Source organism: Collinsella aerofaciens (genome assembly GCF_964243765.1).
Classification (GTDB): Bacteria; Actinomycetota; Coriobacteriia; order Coriobacteriales; family Coriobacteriaceae; genus Collinsella; species Collinsella aerofaciens_BU.
Map to the genome: position 1 here is coordinate 25,798 of NZ_CAXTGI010000009.1, position 24,408 is coordinate 50,205.

At 60.7% G+C, this 24,408-nt stretch carries 21 protein-coding genes; 2 read left to right on the forward strand and 19 right to left on the reverse strand.

The features are described 5' to 3' along the window. Positions 1-88 precede the first annotated feature (88 nt). The gene (purF, locus tag ACESSC_RS07230; protein ID WP_373162194.1) at positions 89-1,759 is read right to left on the reverse strand and encodes an amidophosphoribosyltransferase; all 1,671 of its coding nucleotides are present in this window, start codon (positions 1,757-1,759) and stop codon (positions 89-91) included. A 286-nt stretch (positions 1,760-2,045) separates the two neighbouring features. On the opposite strand from purF, the gene ACESSC_RS07235 reads away from it, so the two are divergent. After that, a complete protein-coding gene (locus tag ACESSC_RS07235) occupies positions 2,046-3,275 on the forward strand; it encodes a putative ABC transporter permease (RefSeq protein WP_117776583.1) in 1,230 nt (409 codons plus the stop codon). Positions 3,276-3,365: 90 nt separating this feature from the next. On the opposite strand, the gene ACESSC_RS07240 is transcribed toward ACESSC_RS07235, so the two are convergent. From ACESSC_RS07240 to ACESSC_RS07285, 10 genes are all read right to left on the reverse strand, one after another. Then, complete coding sequence (locus tag ACESSC_RS07240) at positions 3,366-3,761, reverse strand: molybdenum cofactor biosynthesis protein MoaE (protein ID WP_199411110.1); 396 nt, start codon at positions 3,759-3,761, stop codon at positions 3,366-3,368. Between the two features lie 87 nt (positions 3,762-3,848). Then, entirely contained in the window at positions 3,849-4,847 is a 999-nt protein-coding gene (locus ACESSC_RS07245; protein WP_373162197.1) for a class B sortase, read from the reverse strand. Positions 4,848-4,882: 35 nt separating this feature from the next. Further along, positions 4,883-5,347: a 5-(carboxyamino)imidazole ribonucleotide mutase gene (purE, locus tag ACESSC_RS07250; RefSeq protein WP_373162200.1), complete on the reverse strand. Its 465-nt coding sequence runs from the start codon at positions 5,345-5,347 to the stop codon at positions 4,883-4,885. A 379-nt stretch (positions 5,348-5,726) separates the two neighbouring features. Next, the gene (locus ACESSC_RS07255; RefSeq protein ID WP_373162203.1) at positions 5,727-5,969 is read right to left on the reverse strand and encodes a hypothetical protein; all 243 of its coding nucleotides are present in this window, start codon (positions 5,967-5,969) and stop codon (positions 5,727-5,729) included. A gap of 306 nt (positions 5,970-6,275) precedes the next feature. Continuing rightward, positions 6,276-6,716, reverse strand: coding sequence for a MarR family winged helix-turn-helix transcriptional regulator (locus ACESSC_RS07260; RefSeq protein ID WP_373162205.1), 441 nt, complete (start codon positions 6,714-6,716; stop codon positions 6,276-6,278). 87 nt (positions 6,717-6,803) lie between these two features. Next, positions 6,804-7,127 carry a hypothetical protein gene (locus ACESSC_RS07265; RefSeq protein WP_373162208.1) on the reverse strand — a complete coding sequence of 108 codons (324 nt, stop codon included), beginning with the start codon at positions 7,125-7,127 and terminating at the stop codon, positions 6,804-6,806. Between the two features lie 195 nt (positions 7,128-7,322). Next, entirely contained in the window at positions 7,323-8,081 is a 759-nt protein-coding gene (locus ACESSC_RS07270) for a PTS system mannose/fructose/sorbose family transporter subunit IID (RefSeq protein ID WP_373162272.1), read from the reverse strand. Between the two features lie 65 nt (positions 8,082-8,146). After that, positions 8,147-9,001 (reverse strand): PTS mannose/fructose/sorbose/N-acetylgalactosamine transporter subunit IIC, encoded by an 855-nt coding sequence (locus ACESSC_RS07275; protein ID WP_373162210.1) that lies wholly within the window; start codon positions 8,999-9,001, stop codon positions 8,147-8,149. A 72-nt stretch (positions 9,002-9,073) separates the two neighbouring features. Next, positions 9,074-9,562: a PTS sugar transporter subunit IIB gene (locus ACESSC_RS07280; protein ID WP_373162213.1), complete on the reverse strand. Its 489-nt coding sequence runs from the start codon at positions 9,560-9,562 to the stop codon at positions 9,074-9,076. Positions 9,563-9,634: 72 nt separating this feature from the next. Then, positions 9,635-10,072, reverse strand: a complete 438-nt coding sequence (locus tag ACESSC_RS07285) for a PTS sugar transporter subunit IIA (protein ID WP_373162215.1) — start codon at positions 10,070-10,072, stop codon at positions 9,635-9,637. A gap of 309 nt (positions 10,073-10,381) precedes the next feature. On the opposite strand from ACESSC_RS07285, the gene ACESSC_RS07290 reads away from it, so the two are divergent. After that, entirely contained in the window at positions 10,382-11,164 is a 783-nt protein-coding gene (locus ACESSC_RS07290) for a GntR family transcriptional regulator (protein ID WP_373162218.1), read from the forward strand. A 172-nt stretch (positions 11,165-11,336) separates the two neighbouring features. On the opposite strand, the gene carB is transcribed toward ACESSC_RS07290, so the two are convergent. From carB to dnaB, 8 genes are all read right to left on the reverse strand, one after another. Then, the gene (gene carB, locus ACESSC_RS07295; protein WP_373162220.1) at positions 11,337-14,651 is read right to left on the reverse strand and encodes a carbamoyl-phosphate synthase large subunit; all 3,315 of its coding nucleotides are present in this window, start codon (positions 14,649-14,651) and stop codon (positions 11,337-11,339) included. Position 14,652: 1 nt separating this feature from the next. Continuing rightward, positions 14,653-16,092, reverse strand: coding sequence for a glutamine-hydrolyzing carbamoyl-phosphate synthase small subunit (carA, locus tag ACESSC_RS07300; RefSeq protein ID WP_117646149.1), 1,440 nt, complete (start codon positions 16,090-16,092; stop codon positions 14,653-14,655). Positions 16,093-16,299: 207 nt separating this feature from the next. Continuing rightward, positions 16,300-17,265, reverse strand: coding sequence for a hypothetical protein (locus ACESSC_RS07305; RefSeq protein ID WP_117584038.1), 966 nt, complete (start codon positions 17,263-17,265; stop codon positions 16,300-16,302). A 19-nt stretch (positions 17,266-17,284) separates the two neighbouring features. Then, entirely contained in the window at positions 17,285-19,057 is a 1,773-nt protein-coding gene (locus tag ACESSC_RS07310) for an ABC transporter ATP-binding protein (protein ID WP_373162224.1), read from the reverse strand. 247 nt (positions 19,058-19,304) lie between these two features. Further along, positions 19,305-20,000: an NUDIX domain-containing protein gene (locus ACESSC_RS07315; RefSeq protein ID WP_195404258.1), complete on the reverse strand. Its 696-nt coding sequence runs from the start codon at positions 19,998-20,000 to the stop codon at positions 19,305-19,307. Between the two features lie 21 nt (positions 20,001-20,021). Beyond that, positions 20,022-21,326: a phosphoribosylamine--glycine ligase gene (purD, locus tag ACESSC_RS07320; protein WP_373162226.1), complete on the reverse strand. Its 1,305-nt coding sequence runs from the start codon at positions 21,324-21,326 to the stop codon at positions 20,022-20,024. 118 nt (positions 21,327-21,444) lie between these two features. Then, entirely contained in the window at positions 21,445-22,731 is a 1,287-nt protein-coding gene (locus ACESSC_RS07325; protein ID WP_055251352.1) for an adenylosuccinate synthase, read from the reverse strand. Positions 22,732-22,824: 93 nt separating this feature from the next. After that, a complete protein-coding gene (gene dnaB / locus ACESSC_RS07330) occupies positions 22,825-24,222 on the reverse strand; it encodes a replicative DNA helicase (protein ID WP_006235827.1) in 1,398 nt (465 codons plus the stop codon). Positions 24,223-24,408 lie beyond the last annotated feature (186 nt).

The following is a 24,408-nucleotide window of genomic DNA, read 5'->3' on the forward strand; positions in this document are numbered from 1 at the left end:
CGGTGCATGCCATAACAGCACGCGCCGTCATATCAACAAAACAGCAGGTAAAACCTACCAAAATAAACCTGTCCCCATATGGCAGGTTTTATGCCTCGCCGTGCTCCTCTTCCCAGCTGCGGTCGTCGTATTTCTCGATCACGGCGTCGTCGTCAAAGTGCAGCGGCTTGTCCAGGTTGCGGGGCTTAAATCCCTCCATAAACTTGTCGCGGCCAAAGCTCTCGGGAATCGCCACGGGGTAGCGGCCGGTAAAGCACGCATCGCAGTAACCGCCCTTGGGCATGACCTTAAGCAGGCCCTCGACCGAAAGGAAGGCCAGCGAATCGGCGCCGATATACTCGCAAATCTCGTCGACCGTCTTGTTGGCGCTGATAAGCTGCGACTGCACGTCGGTATCGATACCGTAGAAGCACGGCCAGATGACCTCGGGCGAGTTGATGCGGATATGAATCTCCTTGGCGCCGGCGTTGCGCAGCATCTTGACGAGCTGCACCATGGTGGTGCCGCGCACGATGGAGTCGTCGATGACGACCAGGCGCTTGCCCTCGATGTTGTCGCGCAGCGGGTTGAGTTTCATACGCACGCCCATGGCACGCAACTCCTGCGTAGGCTCGATAAACGTACGGCCCACGTAGCGGTTCTTGATAAGGCCCTCGCCAAAGGGAATACCGCTCTCGTGCGAATACCCCTCCGCGGGCGGCAGGCCGGAGTCGGGCACGCCGATGACCAGGTCGGCCTCGACAGGCTCCTCATGTGCCAGCTGACGACCCATGTCGTAACGGCAGGCATAGACGCTCTTGCCGTTCATGATGGAGTCGGGGCGGGCAAAGTAGACCTGCTCAAAGATGCAGTTGGCGGGCTCTTCGGCCGCAGGCACGCCCTGCTCGGATACCAGACCCTCGGCGCTGATGCGCAAGATCTCGCCGGGACGGACGTCACGGACATACTCGGCACCCACGATGTCGAGTGCGCAGGTCTCGGAAGCAACGACCCAGCCGCCGGCGCGCGTGACACGGACGGCGGAGTCGACCGTTGCGGCGCCGTCCTGCGACGGCAGCTGCGAAACGGCTGCGGCATCGGCCTGGTCCAGACCCTCGTCCACCAGCTTGCCCAGCACGAGCGGGCGAATGCCGTGTGGATCGCGGAATGCGTAGAGCGCCTGCTCATTGATGAGCGTCATGGCGTAGCCGCCGCGCACGAGCTCCATGGTCTTGCGAATACCCTCGCGCAGGTGGCCCGTACGCTGGGTAAAGTAGCCGATAAGCTTGGTCGCGACCTCGGAATCCGAATTGGAGAGGAACGGCACGCCCAGCTCGATCAGCTGACGGCGCAGCTCGTCGGTGTTGACGAGGGTGCCGTTGTGCGCGAGCGCGATAATGACGCTGTTGATGGTGGAAAGATGCGGCTGCGAGGCTTCCCAGCTCTTGGCGCCGGCGGTGCCATAGCGCACGTGGCCCACGGCCAGCTGGCCGGAGAGCGTCGACAGGTCGGCGTTGGAGAACACGCGATCGAGCAGTCCCAGGTCTTTGCGAACCATAACCGTGCCGCCGTCGCCCACGGCGATTCCCGCCGATTCCTGGCCGCGATGCTGCAGCGCGCGCAGACCAAAGTACGTCAGTCGAGCCACATCGCGATCGGGTGCCCACACACCAAAAATGCCGCATTCCTCATGCAGCTGGTCGGAGTCCGGATCATACGTCGACATGGTCTTCACCTGTCCCGCGGCGCGCTCGGCCGCGTGGATGGTTTCTTGAGACATGGCATCCCCTCAGAGCCTCGTTATTTGGCGTTACCTGCCCTATTATACGCACGGCAAGACAAGCACTCCCGCGCATGAACAGCGCTTTTTAAAAGCCCACCGAGCTAATAATCAGTTTTGTTGCCAAACATTTTATCGGTCTGTCCAGTGCAAGCGCCCGCGCCCCCCAGATGGCCGCCGCGTCCACCGTTGGGGATTACAAAGTTGCAATTGGGACGTTCGTCCTGTCTTTTGGCAGGTCGGCGGCGTATCCTTATAACCTACAACAAAGCGAGAAAGGTTCTGTATGGATCGAAACGAACTCGACCCCAGCGTCCCCAGCGCCACAGAGGTCAAGAAGATTCCCCTCATCATTAAGGTGTACGCCGTCCTGTGCATCCTTTCCGGCGTGGGCACGCTCCCGTCGGTCGCTGCCTTTATGTGGCAGGTCATCACGGCACTTGTTAACGGCAACGCCACCGAAAAGCTCGGCGACAACACGCTCGTCGCAGTCGGCCTTATCGTCGCCGGCATCATGCTCTCTGCGGCAAGTGCCGTCATCCTAATCATCTTTGGCCTGGACCTTATCAAAAACCAGCGCCGCAACGCCGCCCGCCTGTCCTACATCCTTATTGCATTCACCGTCGTCGAGCTTTTGGTCGACGTGATGCTCCAGGGCATCGGGCCCTTCCTGCTGCGTCCCGCGATCCAGCTCGGCATCCTCGTTGCACTTTCAGCAACCGTCGACCCCACGCTGCGCCAGGAGCGCGAACTGCAGCGCCGCCTGCAGGAGATGCTCGACCGCGATGCCGCCGCCGAGGGCATGCTCGGGCGCGATGAAACCGGCGAAGGCTACATCAAGCTCAACTACTTCAACCTGTTCTGGGTATTCTTTGTCTGCTGCGTGCTCGGCCTGATCGCCGAGGACATCTGGCACATGACGGTCGACGACCCGGGCGTCTACCAGAACCGCGCCGGCATGCTGTTTGGTCCCTTCAGTCCCATCTACGGATTTGGCGCCGTGCTCATGACCATGGTGCTTAACCGCTTCTACAAAAAGAACCCCATCATCATTTTCCTGGTGAGCGCCCTGCTCGGCGCCAGCTTTGAGGTGTTCGTGGGCTGGTTTATGCAGACCGCGTTTGGCGTGGTCTCGTGGAGCTACTCGCACATAACGCTGTTCGGTTTGCCCGATCCGCTCGTGGTCCTCACGGGCGGACGCACCTGCACGGGCTTCGCCTGCCTGTGGGGCCTGGGCGGCCTCATCTGGATCAAGCTGCTGCTGCCGAGGCTGCTTAAGCTTATCAACAAGATCCCCTGGAAGAGCCGCTACTCGGCCACCGTCATCTTTACCGTTATCATGCTGGTCGACGGCGTCATGACGCTGCAGTCGCTCGACTACTGGTACCAGCGCGTTAACGGCACGGAGCCGGACATTCCCGTCGCACAGTTCTACGGAGAGCACTTCGATAACGAGTACATGGAAAACCGCTTCCAGAGCATGACCATGAGCCCCAAGGATGCGACGCGCGTGTAGCGCTCACCGCGCCCAAAACGCAAAATGCCCGCCGGTATCACACGTACCGGTGGGCATTTTTATAAACGATCCTTCTATCGACGCAATCCTCTATGCCTCGCGCTCGACCTCACTCACGCATTCGTTCTTGATGGTGCCAACGAGCGCCTGCAGCGCATCGACCACGTGCGGGCGAATGTCCCCGCCGATAAGCACGAGCATGATGTCGTCACCTACGGCAAGCTCGCCGCTTGCCAGCCACACGCGCACATAGCCGATACCCGGCATCGCGCGCGTGGCCTCGATAGCAGACCGTACCTTTTCGGCGTCGTAGTCAAAGACCATGCCGCCCACCCTGTGGCCTGGTGCCACGCCATCGGTCTCGACTCCGCGCACCTCGGCCTTGGGCGTCGCACGCACCACACCGTTATGCGTCAGATACATCCCGCAGCCTGCCGCCGAAGCATCGGCCTTGGCCTCGCGCAGCCAAGCATCAATCGAAGGCATCAATTTGCCACTCTCAAGCATCGTTTCTCCTTTACCGTCGTCGAATAGCCAATTTGGGACGGGGCTTTTTAGCTACTCTCGAACAACTTATTCCTCGACCGGCGTGAGCACCATGACGGCGCGCGTGTTGCTCAGCGACAGCGAACGGCAGGTCACGAGCGTTACAACCTTAGTTGCCGAAGCGGCACGATCGGTAGCATCACTCGCCACGGCAGAAGCGCCGTCGAGCATCTCGGACAGGTAGTTCTTGAGTCCGTCATCGCCCTCAAAATTGGGCGTGCGCGCCTTGGCATACGTGTCCTCGACAACTTTGGTCGCCAGTGGTCGCAGCTTATACGTAGCATCCCGTGTGATGTAATACACAAACTCGATACTATCGAACGTTGCCTGGTCAGTCGTATCCGAAATCACGTTGAACATCGACCCATCGTTCATATGGTGGCCGTAGATCGTAGTCTGCTGGTCGACCATTCCCGGCGCGGTGTCATCGCTATCCAGGAAAATGGCGCCGGACGCGTTGGACGTGCCATCAAACAACGTGTTGAGGTATTTGGAGTTGTTGTTGGTCTGCACCACGGGATAGTTGATGTTGGTTCCCGGCACGTAAATCCAACCCACAATCTCGGGGTTCGTCTGAGCAAGCGCATCAAAGTCGATAATCGGCACGCCGCTGGCATCCTTATCGCTTACATATTGCTTCTCGATTTTCTGATACGAATCGCTCGCCTGCTTATAGCCAATCTGGGCATTAATAAAAATAGCGGCGGCGGCGACAATCAGACCGATACCGATGATGATGAGCAGAATGGGAATAATGGAGCGGCGCTTTTTGCGCGGCGGCTCGGTGCAATCCGACGGCGCGGCATGCGATGAAGACCGGGGCGGCTTCTTAGCGGAGCTATAAGACGAAGGACGATATGCGGCCGGCGCGTCCTGTCGACGATGCGTCGCCGGTGTCACGGGGCGCGGCGCGCGCGGCTGCTGAGGAGAGGATGTCCGACCCTGCTGTGCCGCACGGGCAGCACCTGGCTTCGACGGATCGGGAATCTGAGAAGCCTTGAATCGTTTTCCCTGATAATCGGACATGGCTCTCCTTATACTGCGGTGAAACGGCGGAACGCTTAGGCGTCAGCCATCTCCTGCTTCATCCTCTCGATAACCTTGCGGTACTCGGGGTCGCAAGCACCCAGAATCTGTGTGGCATAGATGGCGGCGTTCTTGGCGCCGTTGATGGCAACGCAGGCCACGGGCACGCCCGAAGGCATCTGCACCATCGATAGCAGCGAATCCATGCCGCCCAGGTCACTCGTCTTCATAGGCACGCCGATAACCGGCAGCGGCGTAAAGGCAGCCACGACACCACCCAAGTGAGCGGCCTTGCCGGCGGCGGCGATAATCACTTTGATACCGCGATCGGCGGCAGTCGAAGCCCACTCGTGGACCTTCGCCGGCGTGCGGTGCGCGCTCGCAATGACGAGCTCATAGGGCACACCCAGTGCCTCGAGCTCGGCGGTGCAGCCTTCCATAACGCCCAGATCGGACTTGGAACCCATGATGATCCCGACAACCGGCTTCTGATCTGCCATAAACATAGACCTCCTGTTGAGAGCGGTGACGCAGCGAATCCGCGACCCTTAACTACTGAGAGTAGTATAGCTGCTCCCGTCCCTGCGGTCCCCGGGTGCCCCGCGGCGGGCTGGGTTTTTATCTTCGCTCCCCTTGCTTCGCAAAGTCGCTCAGATAAATAACCCAGCGCGCCGCGGGGCACCCGGGGACCTACCGGGGATTGCTATGACATACGTTGGCTGAATTTTGTTTGAATGAGAGGTTTATGGGGGGGGTGATGGGCAGCTTTTCAAGAATAGAATTCGATCGAGCGAGCAAAAAGTCCCGCGAAGAGAGCCGCATCAGCCTCCCCGCGGGACAAAATCCTCGCTCGATTATTTCAACCCACGCCATCGCGCGCTAGAAGATCAATTCGTCTGATTCACCCATGAGCCAATGCGCAAGATCGATGACCTTGATACCGTCCCAGTCGGTCGTTTCGTGGCCAGTCCGGGCGATGATGTACTTAGGATAGGCGTCTCGAATCCGGCGCAAAGGATCGAGCTTTTTCGTTCCAAGCTCCGCGTTGCGTATGCGATATTTTTGCCTGATGTCACGCAGGATAAGCGTTTCGAGCACATCCGCAATGTAGGAAAATCTCATCCGCTCGTCCGGATAGATATAGGAACCCGGCCCACTTCGCAAAATTAAGATTAACTCAAAAACGCGAAGTACAATATATCATCTACTTCGCGTTTTTGAGAAATCCTAGATTTCGCGTAATAATGTTCGCCAAGTTATCGCAAACCCGACACGGGTGAGTTCTTCGCCTGATTGACCCTGCACAGCAGTCCGAAGCGAAAGACGCGAGTCCTCAGATCGCTCCGGTAAAGCGAGGGCCGCGGCCCTCTTGGGGGACACACGCACCGGCGTACCCCGTCGGGCTCGATTACCTCAGCCGGCCCGCTCTTACAGATTATCGAGATAATCGTCAACGTCGTAGGTAAGGCTGTAGGCCTTGTTGAGGATGCGCACGAGTTCCTTAGCGTCATGCTCGCCGAGCGAGGAGAGCTGGTTGGAGAGCAGCGCCACGCTCTCTGCATTCTTTTTAGCTGCATAGTCGCGCCCGGACTCGGTAACACTCACCAGCACGCGACGGCGGTCCGAAGGATCGGGGCGACGTGTGACATAGCCCTTGGTCTCAAGCGAATCGAGGATATGCGACATGCGCGCACGGCTAAAACCGAGCTTCTTGGCAATCTCGGACGGAATCACGTCTCCATCGGCGCTCGAAAGATATTGCAGGACCGGCGTCTCGCCCACATTGGCGCCACCGGCCGCGCTCAGCGAACCCTTTGCAAGGGAGCGCGAATATACAATCAGTTTTCTTGCTACCTCGTCGTAATCCACAGCCAGTCAAACCTTTAGCGCTATATCTCGTCTTTAGTTGCCACTCGCAACAAAAATTGATTATACCCCACCGTCTCGATCCGATGGCTACGATTCGCTCTTGCGTCCCATAAGCTCATCAACATCCACACCTGCGGCGGCAAGCATACGCTCGACATTCTTCTTTGCGTTGTTCGTGCCGACCTTGAGGATGATCGACATGGGCACACCGATCACCAAACACGCGATGCCGAGCGGAACACCCCAGTTGGGGCCACCCTGCATGCCCCACATTCCGACCAAGAACCCCACGGCAACCAGGGAGTAGCCCAACCTCAGCCACACGTTGAGGCGCTGGATGGCATCGGTTTGGAGCTTGGCCTCCTTGACGAGCTCCTCCTTGGAAAGGTCGTGTCCATGCTTCTCGTGCATAGGTCCTCCTTTAGCAGGCCACGCCACCTGGGCGTACGGTTGTGTCGTGTGCGTCATCTTTCAAGAGCAATATAGCGGGTTTCGTGTAAGGCGATGGAGGTCGCGGGCCATATTGCCCTTGAAGGACGGCGCCGTCCAAAAAGGGCCGTGCGAAACAGGTCCGCACGACCCTTCACAAGGGACTGGGATGTGAGGCTAGTAGCTCAGGGCAGGGTCGAAGAAGCCGATGAGCACGCCCACGAAGGCGATAACGACCAGGATCAGCATCATGACGATGGGGTTGACCTTCTTCTTGGTCATCATGTACCAGCAGAAGACGGTGAACAGCAGCGGCAGGAGCTTGGGGTACACGCCGTCGAGCGTATCCTGGAACGCGCCACCGCCGGGCAGCGTGAGGTTGGGGCTGCAGGTGATGGAGACCCAGGTTGCGGCAACGGCGCCGATAACCATGGTGCCGACCATGACGATGGACTCGCGCAGGGCCTTGGCCTTGGGGCCGACGAGGGCCTCGACCGCCTTGCCACCCAGCTCGTAGCCGGAGTTGTAGGCGAACTTCATGCCAAAGTACATGAGCGCGTTCCACACCACGATGTAGAAGATCGCGCCGAGCGGAGAGCCACCGGTCGAAAGGCCGAGGGCGATACCGAGCAGGATCGGGATCAGTGTACCGACGATCAGGGAGTCGCCGAGGCCTGCGAGCGGGCCCATGAGGCCAGCGCGGATGCCGTTGATGGCATCGTCGTCGACGGGCTCACCGTTAGCGCGGGCCTCCTCGAGGCCAGCGGTGATACCGACGACCATGGTGCCGATCTGCGGCTCGGTGTTGAAGAAGGCGCTGTAGGTCTGGAGAGCCTCTTTCTGCTGCTCCTTGTCCTCATACAGCTCCTCGACGATCGGGAGCATGGCGCACAGATAGCCGAACGTCTGCATGTGCTCCTGCGAGAAGCAGGTCAGGTTGCCATAGGCCTAGTTGCGGAACGATTTGCTCAGGGTCTTCTTGGAGAGTTTCTTCTCTGCCATTAGATGTCCTCCTCTTCCTCATCAGAACTCGAGGCGATAGCGGCCTTGGGGGCGTTCTCCATATCGATCCTGAGCGAGACGATCTCGTAGTGGACCAGGGCGAAGAAGCAGCCGATACCGGCGGCAGCGATCAGGTTGCAGCCCATGACGGCGGACAGGGTGAAACCGAAGAAGAAGGTCAGGAAGTCCGTGGGCTTGGAGATGACCTGCTTGAGCAGGATGGCGATACCGACGGTGGGCAGCAGCGAGCCGACGGTGAACAGCGTCTTCATGGCGATGCCGTCCATGGGCATGTAGGTCTTCATGAGGTCGACCATGTTGGCGCCGCCCATGGTGATGATGAACGTCGGGATGAAGGAACACAGGATGTGGCCGATCCAAGGCAGGACCATGTCGACGAGGTAGAGCTTGTGCAGGTCACCCTTCTCGAGCCACTTCCAGCCCATGCCCTGCCACACAAGGTTGATGGTCGCGGTACCATAGAACAGGACGGTGCCGAGCGTACCCACGGCGGCACCGAGGGAAGCAGCCATGCCGGCGGCCTCGGTCGAACCCGGGTCGATGCCCTGCGCCTTGATGGCCAGGATCGCCAGAGGAATGCCGATGTAGGAAACGGCGCGGACGTCGGCGGAGACGGTTCCGCCCGGGGTCACGAGGGCGATGTAGACAACCTGGATGGCGGCGCCGACCAAGATGCCGGACTGGATGTCGCCCATGATGATGCCGACGACGAGACCTGCGACCAGAGGACGGCCCAGGGTGTAGTTGCCGAACGTCGTGCCGCCCATGCCGGGCATCGAGGCCAGGCAGGCGAACAGGCCGAACAGCGCGGCTTGGAACGCATTGATAGTCATGCTTTCCCCTTTCTTTATTCCTCAGTCCCTCCTCGTGGGACCGTTAGGACCAAAATGCTGCGAAGCGTTTGCTTAGAAACCAAACTGGCCGCGGAACTTGGGCCAGGTACCGATGGACTTCTCCTTGATGAGGGCGAACTCGACCTCATAGCCGGCGTTGGTGAGGTCTTCGAGCGCCTGGGCCTCTTCCTGCGTGATCGACTGGTTGTTGCCGAGCTTGGTCGCACCGGGGCGATCGTTGCAGGGTCCGACGACGACGTGGTTCATGCCGGGCTTAAAGCCAAAGTCGACCAGCAGCTCCTTCATATCCTGCGGGTTCTTGGTGATCAGGAAGTACTGCGTCTCGCTGTCGAGAACCTTCTGCGCGACCTCCTTGAAGTGCTCCTTGGTCCATACGAAAGTCTTCTTCTGCGAAGCGCTGCGGTAGGCCTCCTTGAGCACCGGGTTGGATGCCGCGGCGTCGTTGACGGCGATCAGGCCGTCGCAGGGATACTCGAGTGACCAACGGGTGACGGTCTGGCCATGGATCATACGGTCGTCGATGCGGATGAACGAAATCATTGCGTTCTCCCCTTTCTGTTTTGGGCCGGCACTTGGCGCCGCGCCCCATCTCACACGGTTTGGCTCTTGGGCCTAGATATCGTCGTCCTCGTCATCCTCGCCATCATCGGTGGGGATCACGAGCTCGGACATGCCGTTCTTGCCCTCTTGCAGCATCATCTGCTTGAGGGAATCGAGGTCCATGGTGGATAGGCCCATCATCGCGGTCATCGCCATGGGCAGGTTCATGCCGCCAAAGGCGACAGTGTGGGCAAGCAGGCCCTTCTCGGCCAGAGTGTTCATGGCGTTGGTGAGCGGAGAGCCGCCCACGATATCACCAAGCAGGACGACCTCGTCGTCGGCTGCGACGGGGGCGAGCAGCGCCTTAAGATTCTCAACGTACTCGTCGGCACCCATGCCATCGACCAAGCTCGTCGACAAGATGTTGGCGGCGTCGTTGCCGAGCATCTTGAGGACGCTGTGCAAACCGGGAGCGAGTGTTCCGTGGCTGACCATTACCAGATACCGCATGGCGGTCTCCCCTCGACATTGCGTGCACTGCACGGCTTTGCTTTGTGTCGAGACCATTATTATTTTCGCGTATGTTCGATACAAGCAAATAGTTGCGAACGGCAACTATTCATCGGTTAACGGTAGCAACTATTTTGACAACTAAATTATTTTTCCATCGGCGTATTTCTAAAAGTGCAGGTAGACGGCTTGTCTTCAAGCTATGTTTTGTATGTTCCTAACATAGCTCAACTATTTTTGCCTAGAATTCGATCGTTATGGCCTTTTCGCTACGCTATGTCCTGTCAACACGCAACATGGAGGTATCCCATGGACTTGATATCGTTTCTCGCCTCCGAGCCCTTCGACCGCGAGGGCGACACACCGCTCTATATCCAACTCAAGCAACGTATCGTCCTGCTCATCGCAAGCCAGACGCTCGACACCGAGACGCCGCTACCCCGCGAGCTCGAGATCTGCGACCGTCTGGGGCTATCGCGCGCGACGGTCCGTCGTTGTTTTCAGGATTTGGTGGCGGAGGGTCGTGTGATACGCAAGCGCGGTCAGGGGACGTTTATCAAGCCCCGGACAACCGCGCCGGGGATCGACCTCGCCCTCAACTTCAGCGTACGCATGCGCGAAGCGGGAAGGCAACCCAGTTCGCGCATCCTCAACTTCGAGAGCATCCCCGCCGTCCGAGGCATCGCCTCCGGCCTCAAGGTGCCCGCGGGCACGCCCGTATGGGAGATACGTCGCCTGCGCCTGGCCGACGACAAGCCCATGGAACTCAACTACGTCTATGTCCCTGTGTCACTCTGCCCCGACTTGACGCACAGGGACCTGGAGCGATCGCTCTACGCCTATATCGCCGAGAAAACCGGTATCCTGCCGGCAAGCGTCGATGCGGTCTACGAGGCGATCAACCTCGACAAGCACGAAGCGAGCCTGTTGGGGCAGGTAACGGGAAAGGCGGCGATGCGGATCGTGCGCTCCACCTACGACAAGGAAGGCAACCCGTTCGAGGTCGGCGTGCTCATCAGCTGCGACGGCCAAGCCGAGCTGCACGTACACATAGCAGCCGACAAGACGACGTTCACGGCGTTGTCACAGTAGCTTTATTATTCAGCCCTAGTCATCGCGCAAAGTCCCTTCGGCAGCACACGGTGCAGCCAAGTCACCGCAGGCCGGGGCGGGAGGGGCCGAGTTTCCTCCTGAGCGACTCTGCTTGCAGCCGGAGCGAAAGGGGGAAATCTCGGCCCCTCCCGCCCCGGCCGACCAGGTCACATTACACCGTGTGCTGCGGCAGGTCCTGCAGGGCGATGACGTCCATGCCCATGTCGTTGGCACTGCCGTGACCCTGCTGGTCCTCGCGCGCCGCCTCGATGGCACTCACGTACGTGTTGGCGGCAGACATCGCGGTCACGCAGGTCACGCCGCGGCGCACGGCCTCGGTACGCAGCAGGTAGCCATCGCCACGCGAGCCCGGACCGTACGGCGTGTTGATGATTACCGCGATCTTGCCATCGGCGATGAGGTCACCGATGTTGGGGCACTCGCCGTCGTGCGGGCCGCTGATCTTCTCCACGACTTCGCACGTCACGTTGCCGCCGCGAAGCACGCGCGCCGTGCCCTCGGTGGAGCAGATATCAAAGCCCAGGTAGCGCAGGATACGCGCGACCGAAAGGATGTGACGCTTGTCGCGGTCGCACACGCTGATGAACACCTTGCCAGCGCTCGGGTCGGGCAGCTTGTAGTCGATCGCCAGCTGCGTCTTGGCGTATGCCTCGGGATAGCTCTTGGCGATGCCCATGACCTCGCCCGTCGACTTCATCTCGGGCCCCAGGATGACGTCGGCGCCCGGGAAACGACCCCAGGGCATGACGGCTTCCTTCATGCAGAACCAGTCCAGCTGACGTTCGTCGCTCGGCAGGCCCAAGCTCGCGATGGAATCGCCTGCCATGATGCGCGCCGCGCATTTGGCCAGCGGCACACCGGTGGCCTTGGAGATAAACGGCACGGTACGGCTGGCGCGCGGGTTGGCCTCGATCACGTAGACGGTCTCACCCTTGATGGCATACTGCACGTTGACCAGGCCGCGTACGCCCAGCGCCATCGCGATGCGGCGCGTGGTCTCGCGGAGCTTCGCCTGCAGGCTCTCGCTGAAGCTAAACGGCGGAATGCAGGTCGCAGAGTCGCCGGAGTGAATACCGGCCTCCTCAATATGCTCCAGGATGCCGCCGATGTAGACCTCTTCGCCGTCGCACAGGGCATCGACATCGGACTCAATCGCACCCTCCAGGAAGCGGTCGAGGTACACCGGGTAGTCGGGGCTAATGCGCGCAGCCTCGGCCATGTAATCGCGTAGATGCCCGGCATCGTAGGCGATCATCATGCCGCGGCCACCCAGCACGTAGCTCGGACGCACCAGCAGCGGGTAGCCGATGTGCGCGGCCACGGCCTCGGCCTCCTCAAACGAGGTGGCCTGACCCGCCGGCGGGTACATAATGCCCAGCTTGTCGAGTAGGGCGGCAAAGCGCTCGCGGTCCTCGGCAAAGTCGATGGCGTCGGGCTTTGTGCCCATAATGTTGACGCCGCTCTCCTCGAGCATGCGCGCCAGTTTAAGCGGGGTCTGGCCGCCGAGCGTCACCACGACGCCGTCGGGGCGCTCGACATCGATAACGTCCATGACGTCCTCGTAGGTGAGCGGCTCAAAGTACAGACGGTCGGACGTGTCATAGTCGGTCGAGACGGTCTCGGGATTGCAGTTGACCATGATGGTCTCGAAGCCGCGGGCCGCCAGCGCGTAGCTCGCGTGCACGCAGCAGTAATCGAACTCGATACCCTGGCCAATGCGGTTGGGGCCGGCGCCCAGGATCATCGCCTTGGGCTTGTCCGCCGGCGTGGTCTCGTCGGGAGCCACGCACTTCTTGGCATCCGGGCTCGTGCGGTAGATGTTCTCGTACGTCTTGTAGTGGTACTCCGTGGCGCTCGAAAACTCCGCAGCGCAGGTATCGACCGTCTTCATGCTGGGAACCACGCCCAGACCCTTGCGATAGGCGCGCACAAAGCGCTCGTCCGAGCCGGTCAGCGCGGCAATCTCGGCGTCGCTCGTGCCGTACTGCTTGAGCAGGCGCATCGCGTCGGCGTCGATATCCTCCACACGCAGGCCGCGGATGCTCTCCTGGACCTGCACCATGTCGTTGATACGGTTGAGGTACCACGGATCGATACCGCAGATGGCATGGATGTGGGCGATGTCCCAGCCACGGCGCAGGGCCTCGACCACAAAGAAGATGCGGTGCTCGGTCGGGGTTGCCACGGCCTGAGCGAGCTCATCGTCGCTCAGCTTGTCGGCACCCTCCTTGCCACCGGCGCAGATGCCCTGGTGACCGTCCTCCAGTGAGCGCATGGCCTTGCCGAAGGCCTCCTCAAAGGTGCGGCCGATCGCCATAATCTCGCCCACGGCCTTCATGCGCGTGGTGAGCGTGGGGTCGGTACCCTTAAACTTCTCGAAGGCAAAGCGCGGCACCTTGACCACACAGTAGTCGATCGTGGGCTCAAAGCAGGCGGGCGTTGCCTTGGTGATGTCGTTGACGATCTCGTCGAGCGTGTAGCCCACGGCCAGGCGAGCGGCGGCCTTGGCGATGGGGAAGCCCGTGGCCTTGGAGGCCAGTGCGGACGAACGGCTCACGCGCGGGTTCATCTCGATGACGATCAGACGGCCGGTCTGGGGGTTCACGGCAAACTGCACGTTGGAGCCGCCGGTCTCGACGCCAATCTTCTCCAGAATGGCGAGCGACGCGACACGCATGCGCTGGTACTCAAGGTCGGAGAGGGTCTGCGCTGGCGCCACGGTGATGGAGTCGCCGGTGTGCACGCCCATGGGGTCGAGGTTCTCGATGGAGCACACGATGATGCCGTTGCCGGCGTGGTCGCGCATGACCTCCATCTCATACTCTTTCCAACCCTCGATGGACTCCTCGACCAGCACCTCATGGGCAGGCGAGAGCTCAAGGCCCTGGCTCACGATGGAGACGAGCTCCTCGTGGGTATGCGCGATGCCGCCGCCGGCGCCACCGAGGGTAAAGCTCGGGCGCAGTACGCAGGGATATCCCACGCGCTCGGCGATAGCCTCGGCGTCGGCCACGCTGTAGGCATAGCCCGAGCGCGCGACCTCCAGGCCGATCTCGGCCATGGCCTCGTTAAAGAGTTTGCGGTCCTCGCCGCGCTCGATAGCGGCCAGGTCGCAGCCGATCATCTCGACGCCGTACTTGTCGAGCGTGCCGTCCTTTGCCAGCTCGACGGCGGCGTTCAGACCGGTCTGGCCGCCCAGCGTGGGCAGCAGCGCGTCCGGGCGCTCTTTCTTGATCACGCGCTCGATAAACTCGGCGGTGATAGGCTCAACATAGGTGCGGTCGGCCAAGCCCGGGTCGGTCATGATGGTCGCCGGATTGGAGTTGACCAGGATGACCTCAAAGCCATCCTCCTTGAGCACCTTGCAGGCCTGGGCGCCGGAGTAGTCGAACTCGCAGGCCTGGCCAATAACGATGGGGCCCGAACCAATAACGAGGATGCGCTTGATGTCAGTACGTTTAGGCATGTTAGTTCTCCTCGGTCGCAGCGTTCTCGGACTCGGCGAAATTCCAGCCGGCGAGGCGGTCCTTCGCGGTGTCGATGTCCAGGTAGTTCTCCTCGCCGTCCATGAGTCGCGTAAAGGCGGTAAAGAGATAGTGGGCATCGGTGGGGCCGGGCGAAGCCTCGGGGTGGTACTGGACCGAGAAACACGGGGCGTCGAGCAGCTGGATGCCCTCGGCGGTGCCGTCGTTGAGGTTCACATGTGTCAGGCGAATGCGACCAAAGCGCTCGTTCATCACGACCGGCGCGACGCCGCGACGCACCCAGGCGCGCAGGTCGCCATCGGCCGCATGCTCGGTTTCGCCGCCGGAAAGCTCCGGAATCAGTTTGCCCAGACTGGGGAACAGCAGGCCAAAGCCGTGGTTTTGCGCGGTGATCTCCACGCGACGGCTCACCAGATTCATAACCGGCTGGTTACCGCCACGGTGACCGAATTTAAGCTTTTCCATTTGGGCGCCGCAGGCCAAGCTGATCATCTGGTGACCCAGGCAAATACCAAAGACCGGCACCTTGCCGATCAGCTGCTGCACCTGCTCGTAGGTCTCCACCACGGCATCGGGGTCGCCGGGGCCGTTGGACAAAAAGACGCCATCAGGATTCATGTCGAGCACCTGCTGGGCGGGCGTATCCCACGGCACGACGGTGAGGTCGCAGCCGGCACGGACCAGGCCCTCCAGAATACCGCGCTTCACACCGCAGTCGTAGGCGACCGCTTTGTGACGGGCAGGAGCGGCAGCCACAAGCGCAAAGCCATGCGTGGCAGGCAGGTCGGCGGCCACAAACTCGTGAGGCGCGGGACAGCTCACGGTCTTGACCAGGTTCTCGCCCACCAGCGTGGGCGCTGCGTCCAGACGCTCGGCGAGCTCGTCGACGTCGAAGATCTCTGTCGAGATAATGCCCATCTTGGAACCATTGTCGCGCAGATGGCGCACCAGAGCGCGGGTGTCGACACCCTCGATAGCGACGATGCCGTGAGCGCGCAGGTACTCCGGCACGCTGACGGCCGAGCGCCAGTTAGAAGGCGTGGCGCACATGTCGCGAACGATCATGCCGCGCATAGCCGGAGCGCTCGCAGGGCGCACGGCGTCGCCGGGGAAGGCCGACTGGACATCGGTCTCGTCGATACCGTAATTGCCGATCTGCGGATAGGTCATGGTTACAATTTGGCCGGCATAACTCGGGTCGGTCATGACCTCAAAGTAGCCCTCAAGCGAGGTGTTGAAGCAGACTTCGCCGGTCGCGGTGCCCTCGGCGCCGCATGCACGTCCATAAAAAATGGTCCCATCCTCAAGATACAGGATACAGGGACCGCAGGCGCCCTTGCTGGTTTTGGCCAGCATACGCTGGCAAAGCTCGCTGGGCGCGAAGGTGCGGGCGGCAGCGCCCGCGGTATGGTTGTTCGCCATAATTCTCCTTCCCGGTCTCACAGGACCGGCTTAAAGGTGTGTAGTTAGGCCTCGCGGTATTGTAACCGCAAGCATGCCTCATGGCGTTAATTTCATCGAAATGTTTACGAAATGATAATTATGACTTTCTATGCATAATGATTTTTTAATCCCCGTCCCGGAAAAATCATCCCGCGGGGCTTGTGGCTCACGCGGGATGATGGCGTCTTATTTTATCTTGTCCTGCTCCAGCAGTTCGGACGGTGTGCGATCGGGCTTGCCGCCGCGGAAAATCTCGCGGCCATGCAGACGATGCTCCAGGTCACGTTCGGCCTTTTCCTCGTCAATCTTGGTCTGGCTCACCACCGGGTCCTCAATCAACGACGACACCGAGTTCACCTGCTTCTGAATGCGCTCGGCGATGGTGTCATCCATACTCACGATGCGCATCTTCCAGTCGATACTCGTAGCGTTGGATGAGCTCTTGGTCCACACGAACGTCAGGATGGCGCTCTGGTGGCCCTGGGCGGGAAACATGCCAAAGAAGGAATCGTGCTGAATGTTGCTATCCTCGTCGATATAGGCGTGAACGTTATACACCACGCGGTCGATCTTATCGTTGAGCAACGCGTTGGTCGCAAGCGCCGCGGCCTGAATCTGCCCGTTGGACAGCAGCTCGAGCTCGTTGGCAGACGATGTGTCCAACACCGTCACCTCGACCGTGCCCGTACGCTCATCGGCTTCATCGACGGTAAAGTCGAGCGGGAACTGCGTAAAGCCGTTGCCCCACTCAAGGCCGCCCTTCAGCGCCGTCGAAACGGTATCGACCGAAACGCTCTCGGACAGGTTGGCGGTGTTCAGGCGACGCATCACGCCGTAGCCAATCTGCATGCCCACGATCAGCACCAAAATACCAATGACCACGGCCATCGCGGTCTTCGTAATGGTATGACTCACCTGCGAACCCGAAGGATCATCCTCGGACAGCGGGTCGATATGTTTTGCCTGGCTCGCGCGGTCCTCGCTGCGCAGCTGCGCTAGCGCCGCTTTGTCACCGCGCTTGGCCGCAGCCTCCTTCTCACGCATGCGCTCGGTTCGCTTTTTGGCAAGCGTGGGATCCAAGACACCGGATGCATCGATTTCGGAGAATAACTCCGTCACTTCTTCCGGAGTCAAAGGGTTCTTGTCAGCCATAAACTTCCTGTCATATCAATCAGTCGAGCTCGTGCGCACGCGCACCTTCGAACTGCATTCGATAGTAACGGGCATAGGTGCCGCCACGGGCGAGAAGCTGTTCATGCGTGCCACGTTCCACAACGCGACCATGCTCAACGGTCGCAATCTCATCGGCGTGTTTAATGGTCGAGAGACGGTGGGCGATGATGATTGTGGTACGGCCGCGTGCCAGCTCTTCGAGCGACTCCTGGACCGCCTCCTCGCTCTCGTTATCCAAAGCACTCGTCGCCTCGTCCAAGATCAAGATTTTGGGATTCTTGAGAAACACACGCGCGATGGCAACGCGCTGTTTCTGTCCGCCCGAAAGACGGCTGCCGCGCTCGCCCACGACCGTGTCATAGCCCTGTGGAAGCGACTCGATAAAGGCATCGATGTTGGCGCGACGGGCGGCCTCGGCGATCTCTCCTGCCGTAGCGCCCGGCTTGCCGTAGGCGATGTTCTCGCCAATCGTGCCGTCAAACAGATAGACATCCTGCTGCACCAGGCCGATGGCGCGACGCAGGCTCTGCTGCGTCACATCGCGCACGTCCTGGCCGTCGATGCTAATGGATCCGGCGGCCACGTCATAAAAGCGCGGCAGCAGCGAACAGGTCGTGGACTTGCCACCGCCCGAAGGGCCAACCAAAGCGATGGTCTGCCCGGGCTTGATGGACAGGTCCATATGGTCGATAACGGGACGCTCGTCGGCATCGCCCTCGCCCAGCTCAACATCCTCGTAGTTAAAGCACACGTCGTGATACTCCACGGCGCCGGCAGTCACCTGCAGATCCGTAGCGCCCGGCTTGTCCTGGATATCCGGCGCGGTCGAGAGCACCTCGTCCATACGCTTAAAGCCGGCGATAGCCTTCTGATACGTTTCGGCCGAATTGACGAGTGTCTCGAGCGGCGTGCAGAACAGCGAAATATAGAGTGCAAAGGTCGCCATATCGACCGCCTGCAGCTGCCCCTGGGCGACCAGCCAGCCGCCCAGCAGCACCACGATCACATAGAGCACACCCGAAAGCAGGCCATACGTCGCGGTATAGACGCCCATGGCGTGATACATGTTCTCCTTGGACGAAAGATAGCGATTGTTTGAGGCGCGGAACTTGAAGCGTTCGGTCTCCTCATTGGCAAAGCTCTTGACCACGCGCATGCCCGCCAGCGAATCCTGCAGCTGCGCATTGATGCCGCTGATCTTTTTGCGGTTGTCGCTAAAGACCTCGCGCATGCGCATGTTCTGCCAAAACATGATGGCCGAAAACGCCGCCGTCACCACGGCCATGGCGAGCGCCAGCACCGGGGCGATGGTAAAGAGGATCACAAACGAGCCGATAATCTCGATGCCGCAGATGATGATCCACTCGGGCACGTGATGCGCCGCCTCGCAGATATCGAACAGGTCGTTGACCACGCGGCTCATCATGTCGCCCGAGCTGTTGCGGTCGAAGTACGCAAAGCTGAAGCGCTCATACTGGTCGAACAGGTCCTCGCGCATCTTGGACTCCATGCGCGCGCCCATCACGTGACCCCAATAGCTCACAAAGTAGCGGCAGGCGCAGCGGACGGCATACATCAACACCAAGCCCACCGCGATCATGCCGAGCGCCTGCATAATGGCAGCCTGACCCTGAGTAAATAGCCCACCGGTCAAATTGCGCAGGATAATGGGGAACGCCAGGTCAATGGCGGCAAGCACCAGAGCGCAAACAGTATCAGCAACAAAAAGCCCCATCTGGGGCTCGTAATACGAGAGAAACCTTTTAAACATGCAATCCTCGAAGAGAAATAAATAGCGTGAGAAATCCGGTTGAACCGGTCAGGCTGAAAACAAAGCGTCCCAACAAGCATAACGCCGATGTTCTGGCAGCGTCAGCGAAAACGTCCCTAAGCGAGCAAGGTGCCTTGAAAGAGGAGCGACGCGTACTTCGGTACGCGAGCGACGATTGAAAGGCAGATTGCCGCTTAGGGGCGTTTGCAGCGTCGACTCGTTACGCGGTTTGGTAAAACCGCGTAACCTAGAGCTCCGCTCCGCCCAAGCGGTGCGCGATGCTGTCGCAGGCAAGCGCGCCTACGACGGTCTTGGCGTCTTCGATCTTGCCGTCGAGCACGGCGTCGATCAGCTCGTGCAGCGGCACCAGGTCCACGTTGACAAACTCGTCATCATCGGGGTTGGGCGCATCAAACTCGAGCTTGGTAGCCAAGTAGATGCGGATGATCTCATCGCAAAAACCGCAGGACGTGACAATCGACGTCAAAAAGCGAATACGACCAGCCCTAAAGCCCGTCTCCTCATGCAGTTCGCGCTTGGCGCAATCGAGCGGATCCTCGCCTGGATCGAGCTTGCCGGCGGGAATCTCGACCGTCACGCGGTCGATGGCGGTGCGGTACTGACGCACCAGTACGATCTTGCCGCTCTCGGTCAGCGCCACGACGGCCGCCGCACCCGGATGGCGAACGATATCGCGGGCGCTGCGGCGACCGTTGGGCAGCTCAACCTCAAGACGGTGGACGTCGAGGATCTTGCCCTTCCAGGCGCACTCCTCCGAAAGAATCTTCTCGTGCAGCTCGGCATCGTGCGGGTCGTCGTCGCCCAGCACCAGCGCCGGCTCGTCAGCGACCTCGCCACCAGGCTCGCCCTCGGCGTGCCCATACATGCGGCTGTCCTCTTCGACGATCTGCGCGTCCACGAGCTCTTCGTTCTTCTCGTCCATCCGTCTCATTCCTCTCGGATTTTAGGCATCCCAGGCGTCGCGGCCGCGCAGCGCGCGCAGGCCGATGTCGTGACGCAGGGTCTTGCCCTCAAAATCAATCTTCTCGCAAGCCTCGTAGGCAAGGTTGCGAGCGTTCTCAAACGTGTCGCCCAGAGCGGTCACGGCAAGCACGCGGCCACCATTGGTCACGAGCTGGCCGTCCACCACGGCAGTACCCGCGTGGTAAACGGTCACGTTCTCCATGGCCTCGGCATCCTCAATGCCAGTGATGACCTTGCCCTTCTCGTAGCTGCCGGGATAGCCCGCGCTCGTCAGGACAACGGCCACGGCCCACTCGTCACGCCAGTCGAGCTCAATCTGATCGAGCTCGCAGTTGGCGCAGGCGAGCATGACCTCGACCAGGTCGTTCTTAAGGCGCGGCAGCACAACCTGAGTCTCGGGATCACCAAAGCGGGCGTTGAACTCCAGCACCTTGGGGCCGGCGGGGGTGAGCATAAAGCCGCCATACAGGCAGCCGCGGTAGTCGATGCCCTCGGCAGCAAGCTCGGCCACGGTCTGCTCCATGACCGCCACCATGGTGGCGTGCTCCTCGTCGGTCACGATGGGCACCGGGCTGTAGACGCCCATGCCGCCGGTGTTGGGACCCTTGTCGCCCTCGAGCGCGCGCTTGTGGTCCTGCGAGGTGGCCATGGGGCGCACGGTCTTGCCGTCGGTAAAGGCCAAAAGCGAGCACTCGGGGCCGGTCAGCATCTCCTCGATAACCACGGTGTTGCCGGCATCGCCAAAGGTGCCGCCAAAGCACTCGCGCACGGCCTCCTCGGCCTGCTCAAGTTCGATCGCCACGATGACGCCCTTGCCCGCGGCAAGGCCGTCGGCCTTGACGACCAGCGGGGCGCCCTGCTCGCGCACGTAGGCGAGAGCCGAAGCCTCGTCGGTAAACGAGCCGTAGGCTGCCGTCGGAATGCCCGCGCGCTCCATGAGCTGCTTGGAGAACAGCTTGGAGCCCTCCATCTGGGCGCCCTCGGCACCCGGGCCAAAGCAGAGAATACCCGCCGCGCGCACGGCGTCGGCCACACCCGCCACGAGCGGAGCCTCGGGGCCAATTACCACGAGTCCGCATCCGTGGCTCTGCGCAAACGCCGCCACGGCCGCAGGATCGCAGTCGTCGAGAACAACGTTCTCGCCGCAGCTCGCGGTGCCGCCGTTGCCCGGCGCGATGTAGAGCTTGCCGGCGCGCGGTGATGCTGCGAGCTTAGCTGCCAAAGCATGCTCACGGCCGCCGCTGCCCAACAACAGGATGTCGATGGTTTGAGTGTCCGCCTTCAAGGGTGCCTCCTCTATGGATGAATGGCCCGCTCCGCGCGAGCCCTTTGCAAGCAAATATACCCCTCGGCCGCCCGCTTGGGCTGCAAAGGGGTATATCGCAATAACCAAATAGTCCCGATTACTTCCAGAATCGGTTGATGATCTGCTCGCGACCGGCGCCGACGCCAATGAACGTCACGCGGGTGTGTGCCAGATCCTCGATAAACGCCACGTAGTCCTGAGCCTCCTGCGGCAGCTCATCAAAGCTGCGGCAACCGGTGATGTCGCACTTCCAGCCGGGGAGCTCCTCGTAGATGGGCTTGGCATGCTCAAAGCGCACCTGATGCTCGGGCACGCTGGTGTAGCGCTCGCCATCGACGTCGTAGGCCACGCACACCTTGATGGTGTCGAAGGCCGAAAGCACGTCGAGCTTAGTCAGGGCGATATCGGTGAGGCCGTTGACGCGTGAGGCGTAGTTGGCGATGGGGCCGTCGAACCAGCCGCAGCGACGACGGCGACCGGTGGTCACACCGTACTCATAGCCCTCCTCGGTCAGCGTGTGACCGGCCTCGGACTCATAGGAAAGCTCGGTGGGCATGGGGCCCGAACCGACGCGGGTGATATAGGCCTTCATGACGCCCAGCACGCGGTCGACGTTCTTCATGCCCACGCCGGAGCCGGTGATGGCGCCGCCGGCGGTGCAGTTGGAAGACGTCACGTACGGATAGGTGCCGTGGTCGATGTCGAGCAACGTCGCTTGGGCGCCCTCAAACAGCAGGTCCTTGCCCTCATCGATCATGTTGTTGAGCAGCAGGCTCGTCTCGGTGATGTAGGGACGCAGGCGCTCGGCCATGGGCAGGTACTCGTCGCAAATCTGGTCCACGGTGTAGGTGGGCAGGTTGTAGATGAGCTCAAGCTCGGGGTTCACGCGGGCGAGAGCGGTCTCCAGCTTGTCGCGGAACAGCGCCTCGTCCAGCATATCCTGCATGCGCAGGCCAATGCGGGCCATCTTGTCCTGATAGCACGGACCGATACCGCGCTTGGTGGTACCGATGTTCTTCTTGCCGAGCTTCTGCTCAAAGGCGCCATCCAGGTCGATGTGGTACGGCATGATGACATGCGCGTTGCCGCTAATCTTGAGATTCTTGGTGGTGATGCCGTCGGCCTCGAACATGTCGATCTCCTCAAGGACAACCTTGGGGTTGACGACGCAGCCGTTACCGATCACCGACACATGGTCGGAATACATGATGCCGGAGGGCACCTGGTGCAGGCCGTACTTCTTGCCGTTGACGACGATGGTGTGGCCGGCGTTGTTGCCGCCCGAGTAGCGCACGACGGCATCGAAGTCGCCGGCGACCAGGTCGCAGATCTTACCCTTGCCCTCATCGCCCCACTGGGCACCGACCAAAACGGTTGACGGCATGTTTACTCCTTACATTCATGGACTGTCTACGCGCCACGCCGGCACGCAGAAGCACAAAACATTCCCAGTATACCCGTGCAACGGGCGCCTGTCCTACTCCTCGGCATGTGCCCCATCAAGCTCATAGAACTTGGTGGATGCCGGCAGGAACATCAGGTCGACGTCGCCGATCGGGCCCGAACGGTTCTTGGCCACGACGATACGCGTAACGCCCTCGTCGGGTCGATCGTCGCGCGAGGCTTCGGCCTCGTCGGCGGAGCGGTCCAAGAACATAACGATATCGGCGTCCTGCTCGATGGAGCCCGATTCACGAAGGTCGGAAAGCTGCGGGCGCTTGCCGGTACGGGATTCGACCTGACGCGAGAGCTGCGACAGCGCGATGAGCGGGATCTTGAGTTCCTTGGCCATGATCTTCAGACCACGCGACATCTCGGAGACCTCGACGGTACGGCTCTCGGAGCGGCGTCCCGGCGGAGGACTCACCAGCTGCAGGTAGTCCAGGATGATGATGGCCTTCTCCTTGTTGTGGAGCATGCGGCGGCTCTTGGCGCGAATCTCGGTCACTGTGGTGCCGGGCGTATCGTCAATCAGAATATCGAGCTTGGACAAGGTCTGCGTGGCCTCGTTGATATTGGCCCACTGCTCGGGGCTAATGCGGCCCATGCGGAAGTCACTGATCGAAATCATGGCGTAGGCGCAAATCAGACGCTGGGCAATTTCCTTGCCCGACATCTCCAGCGAGAAGAAGCCGACGGTATAACCGGCCGCGGCAGCGTTGAGCGCCAGATTCAGGGCGAACGACGTCTTACCCACAGCAGGGCGGGCGCCGATGATGATGAGCTGGCCCTCGCGAAAACCCATGAGCATGCGGTCGAGCGACGGGAAGCCCGTGGGCACGCCCGCAGCCTGGCCGCCTGCCTGGCACACTTCCTCGGCCTCGTTATAGGCCTCGACCATAAACTCGGTCAGCGTCTTGTAGCTCGACTTGACCTCGCGCGCCGTGACCTTGAGCAACTTGCTCTCGGCCAGCTCCACGACCTCTTTGGTATCGGTGGGAGCGTTATAGGCCAGCGCGTTGATCTCGTTGGTGGCGCCGATCAGCTCACGCAGCATCGAATCGCGGCGAACGATAGCGGCATGGTGCTGCCAGTTGACGAGCGACAGGGTCTGACCCATCAACTCCAAAATGTAGGCCTCGCCGCCCACGGCATCAAGCTTGTTGATGCTTCGCAGGTAATCGATCAGCGAGATGGAGTCGATGGGAATGCGGCTGTTGTACATATCGACCATCGCGGTATAGATGGTCTTATGAATGGGCCGGTAGAAGTCATCGGGCTGCAGCTCGACCTGGGCCTCTTCGACCACCTCGGGCGATAGCAGCATAGCGGCCAGTACATTGGCCTCTGCATCTTGGTTTTGGGGAAGACCCAACTTGGAGCCGCGGTCCTCAACCGTCAGCCCGGTCTCCCTATCGTCATATGCCATGAGCATCCTCATTCATATCGCTTGCGAGCATCCATAGTATCAGCCACGGTCCCAAAACGCGCCGCGCGCCGCCAATCATCACCGAACCAAACGGATGAACGGTCCTGTATACAGGACTTCGACGCAACGTTCACCATGACACTCACTCAGCGCAAAAAACAAAAGGGCGCCCTGGTTTCCCAGAGCGCCCTT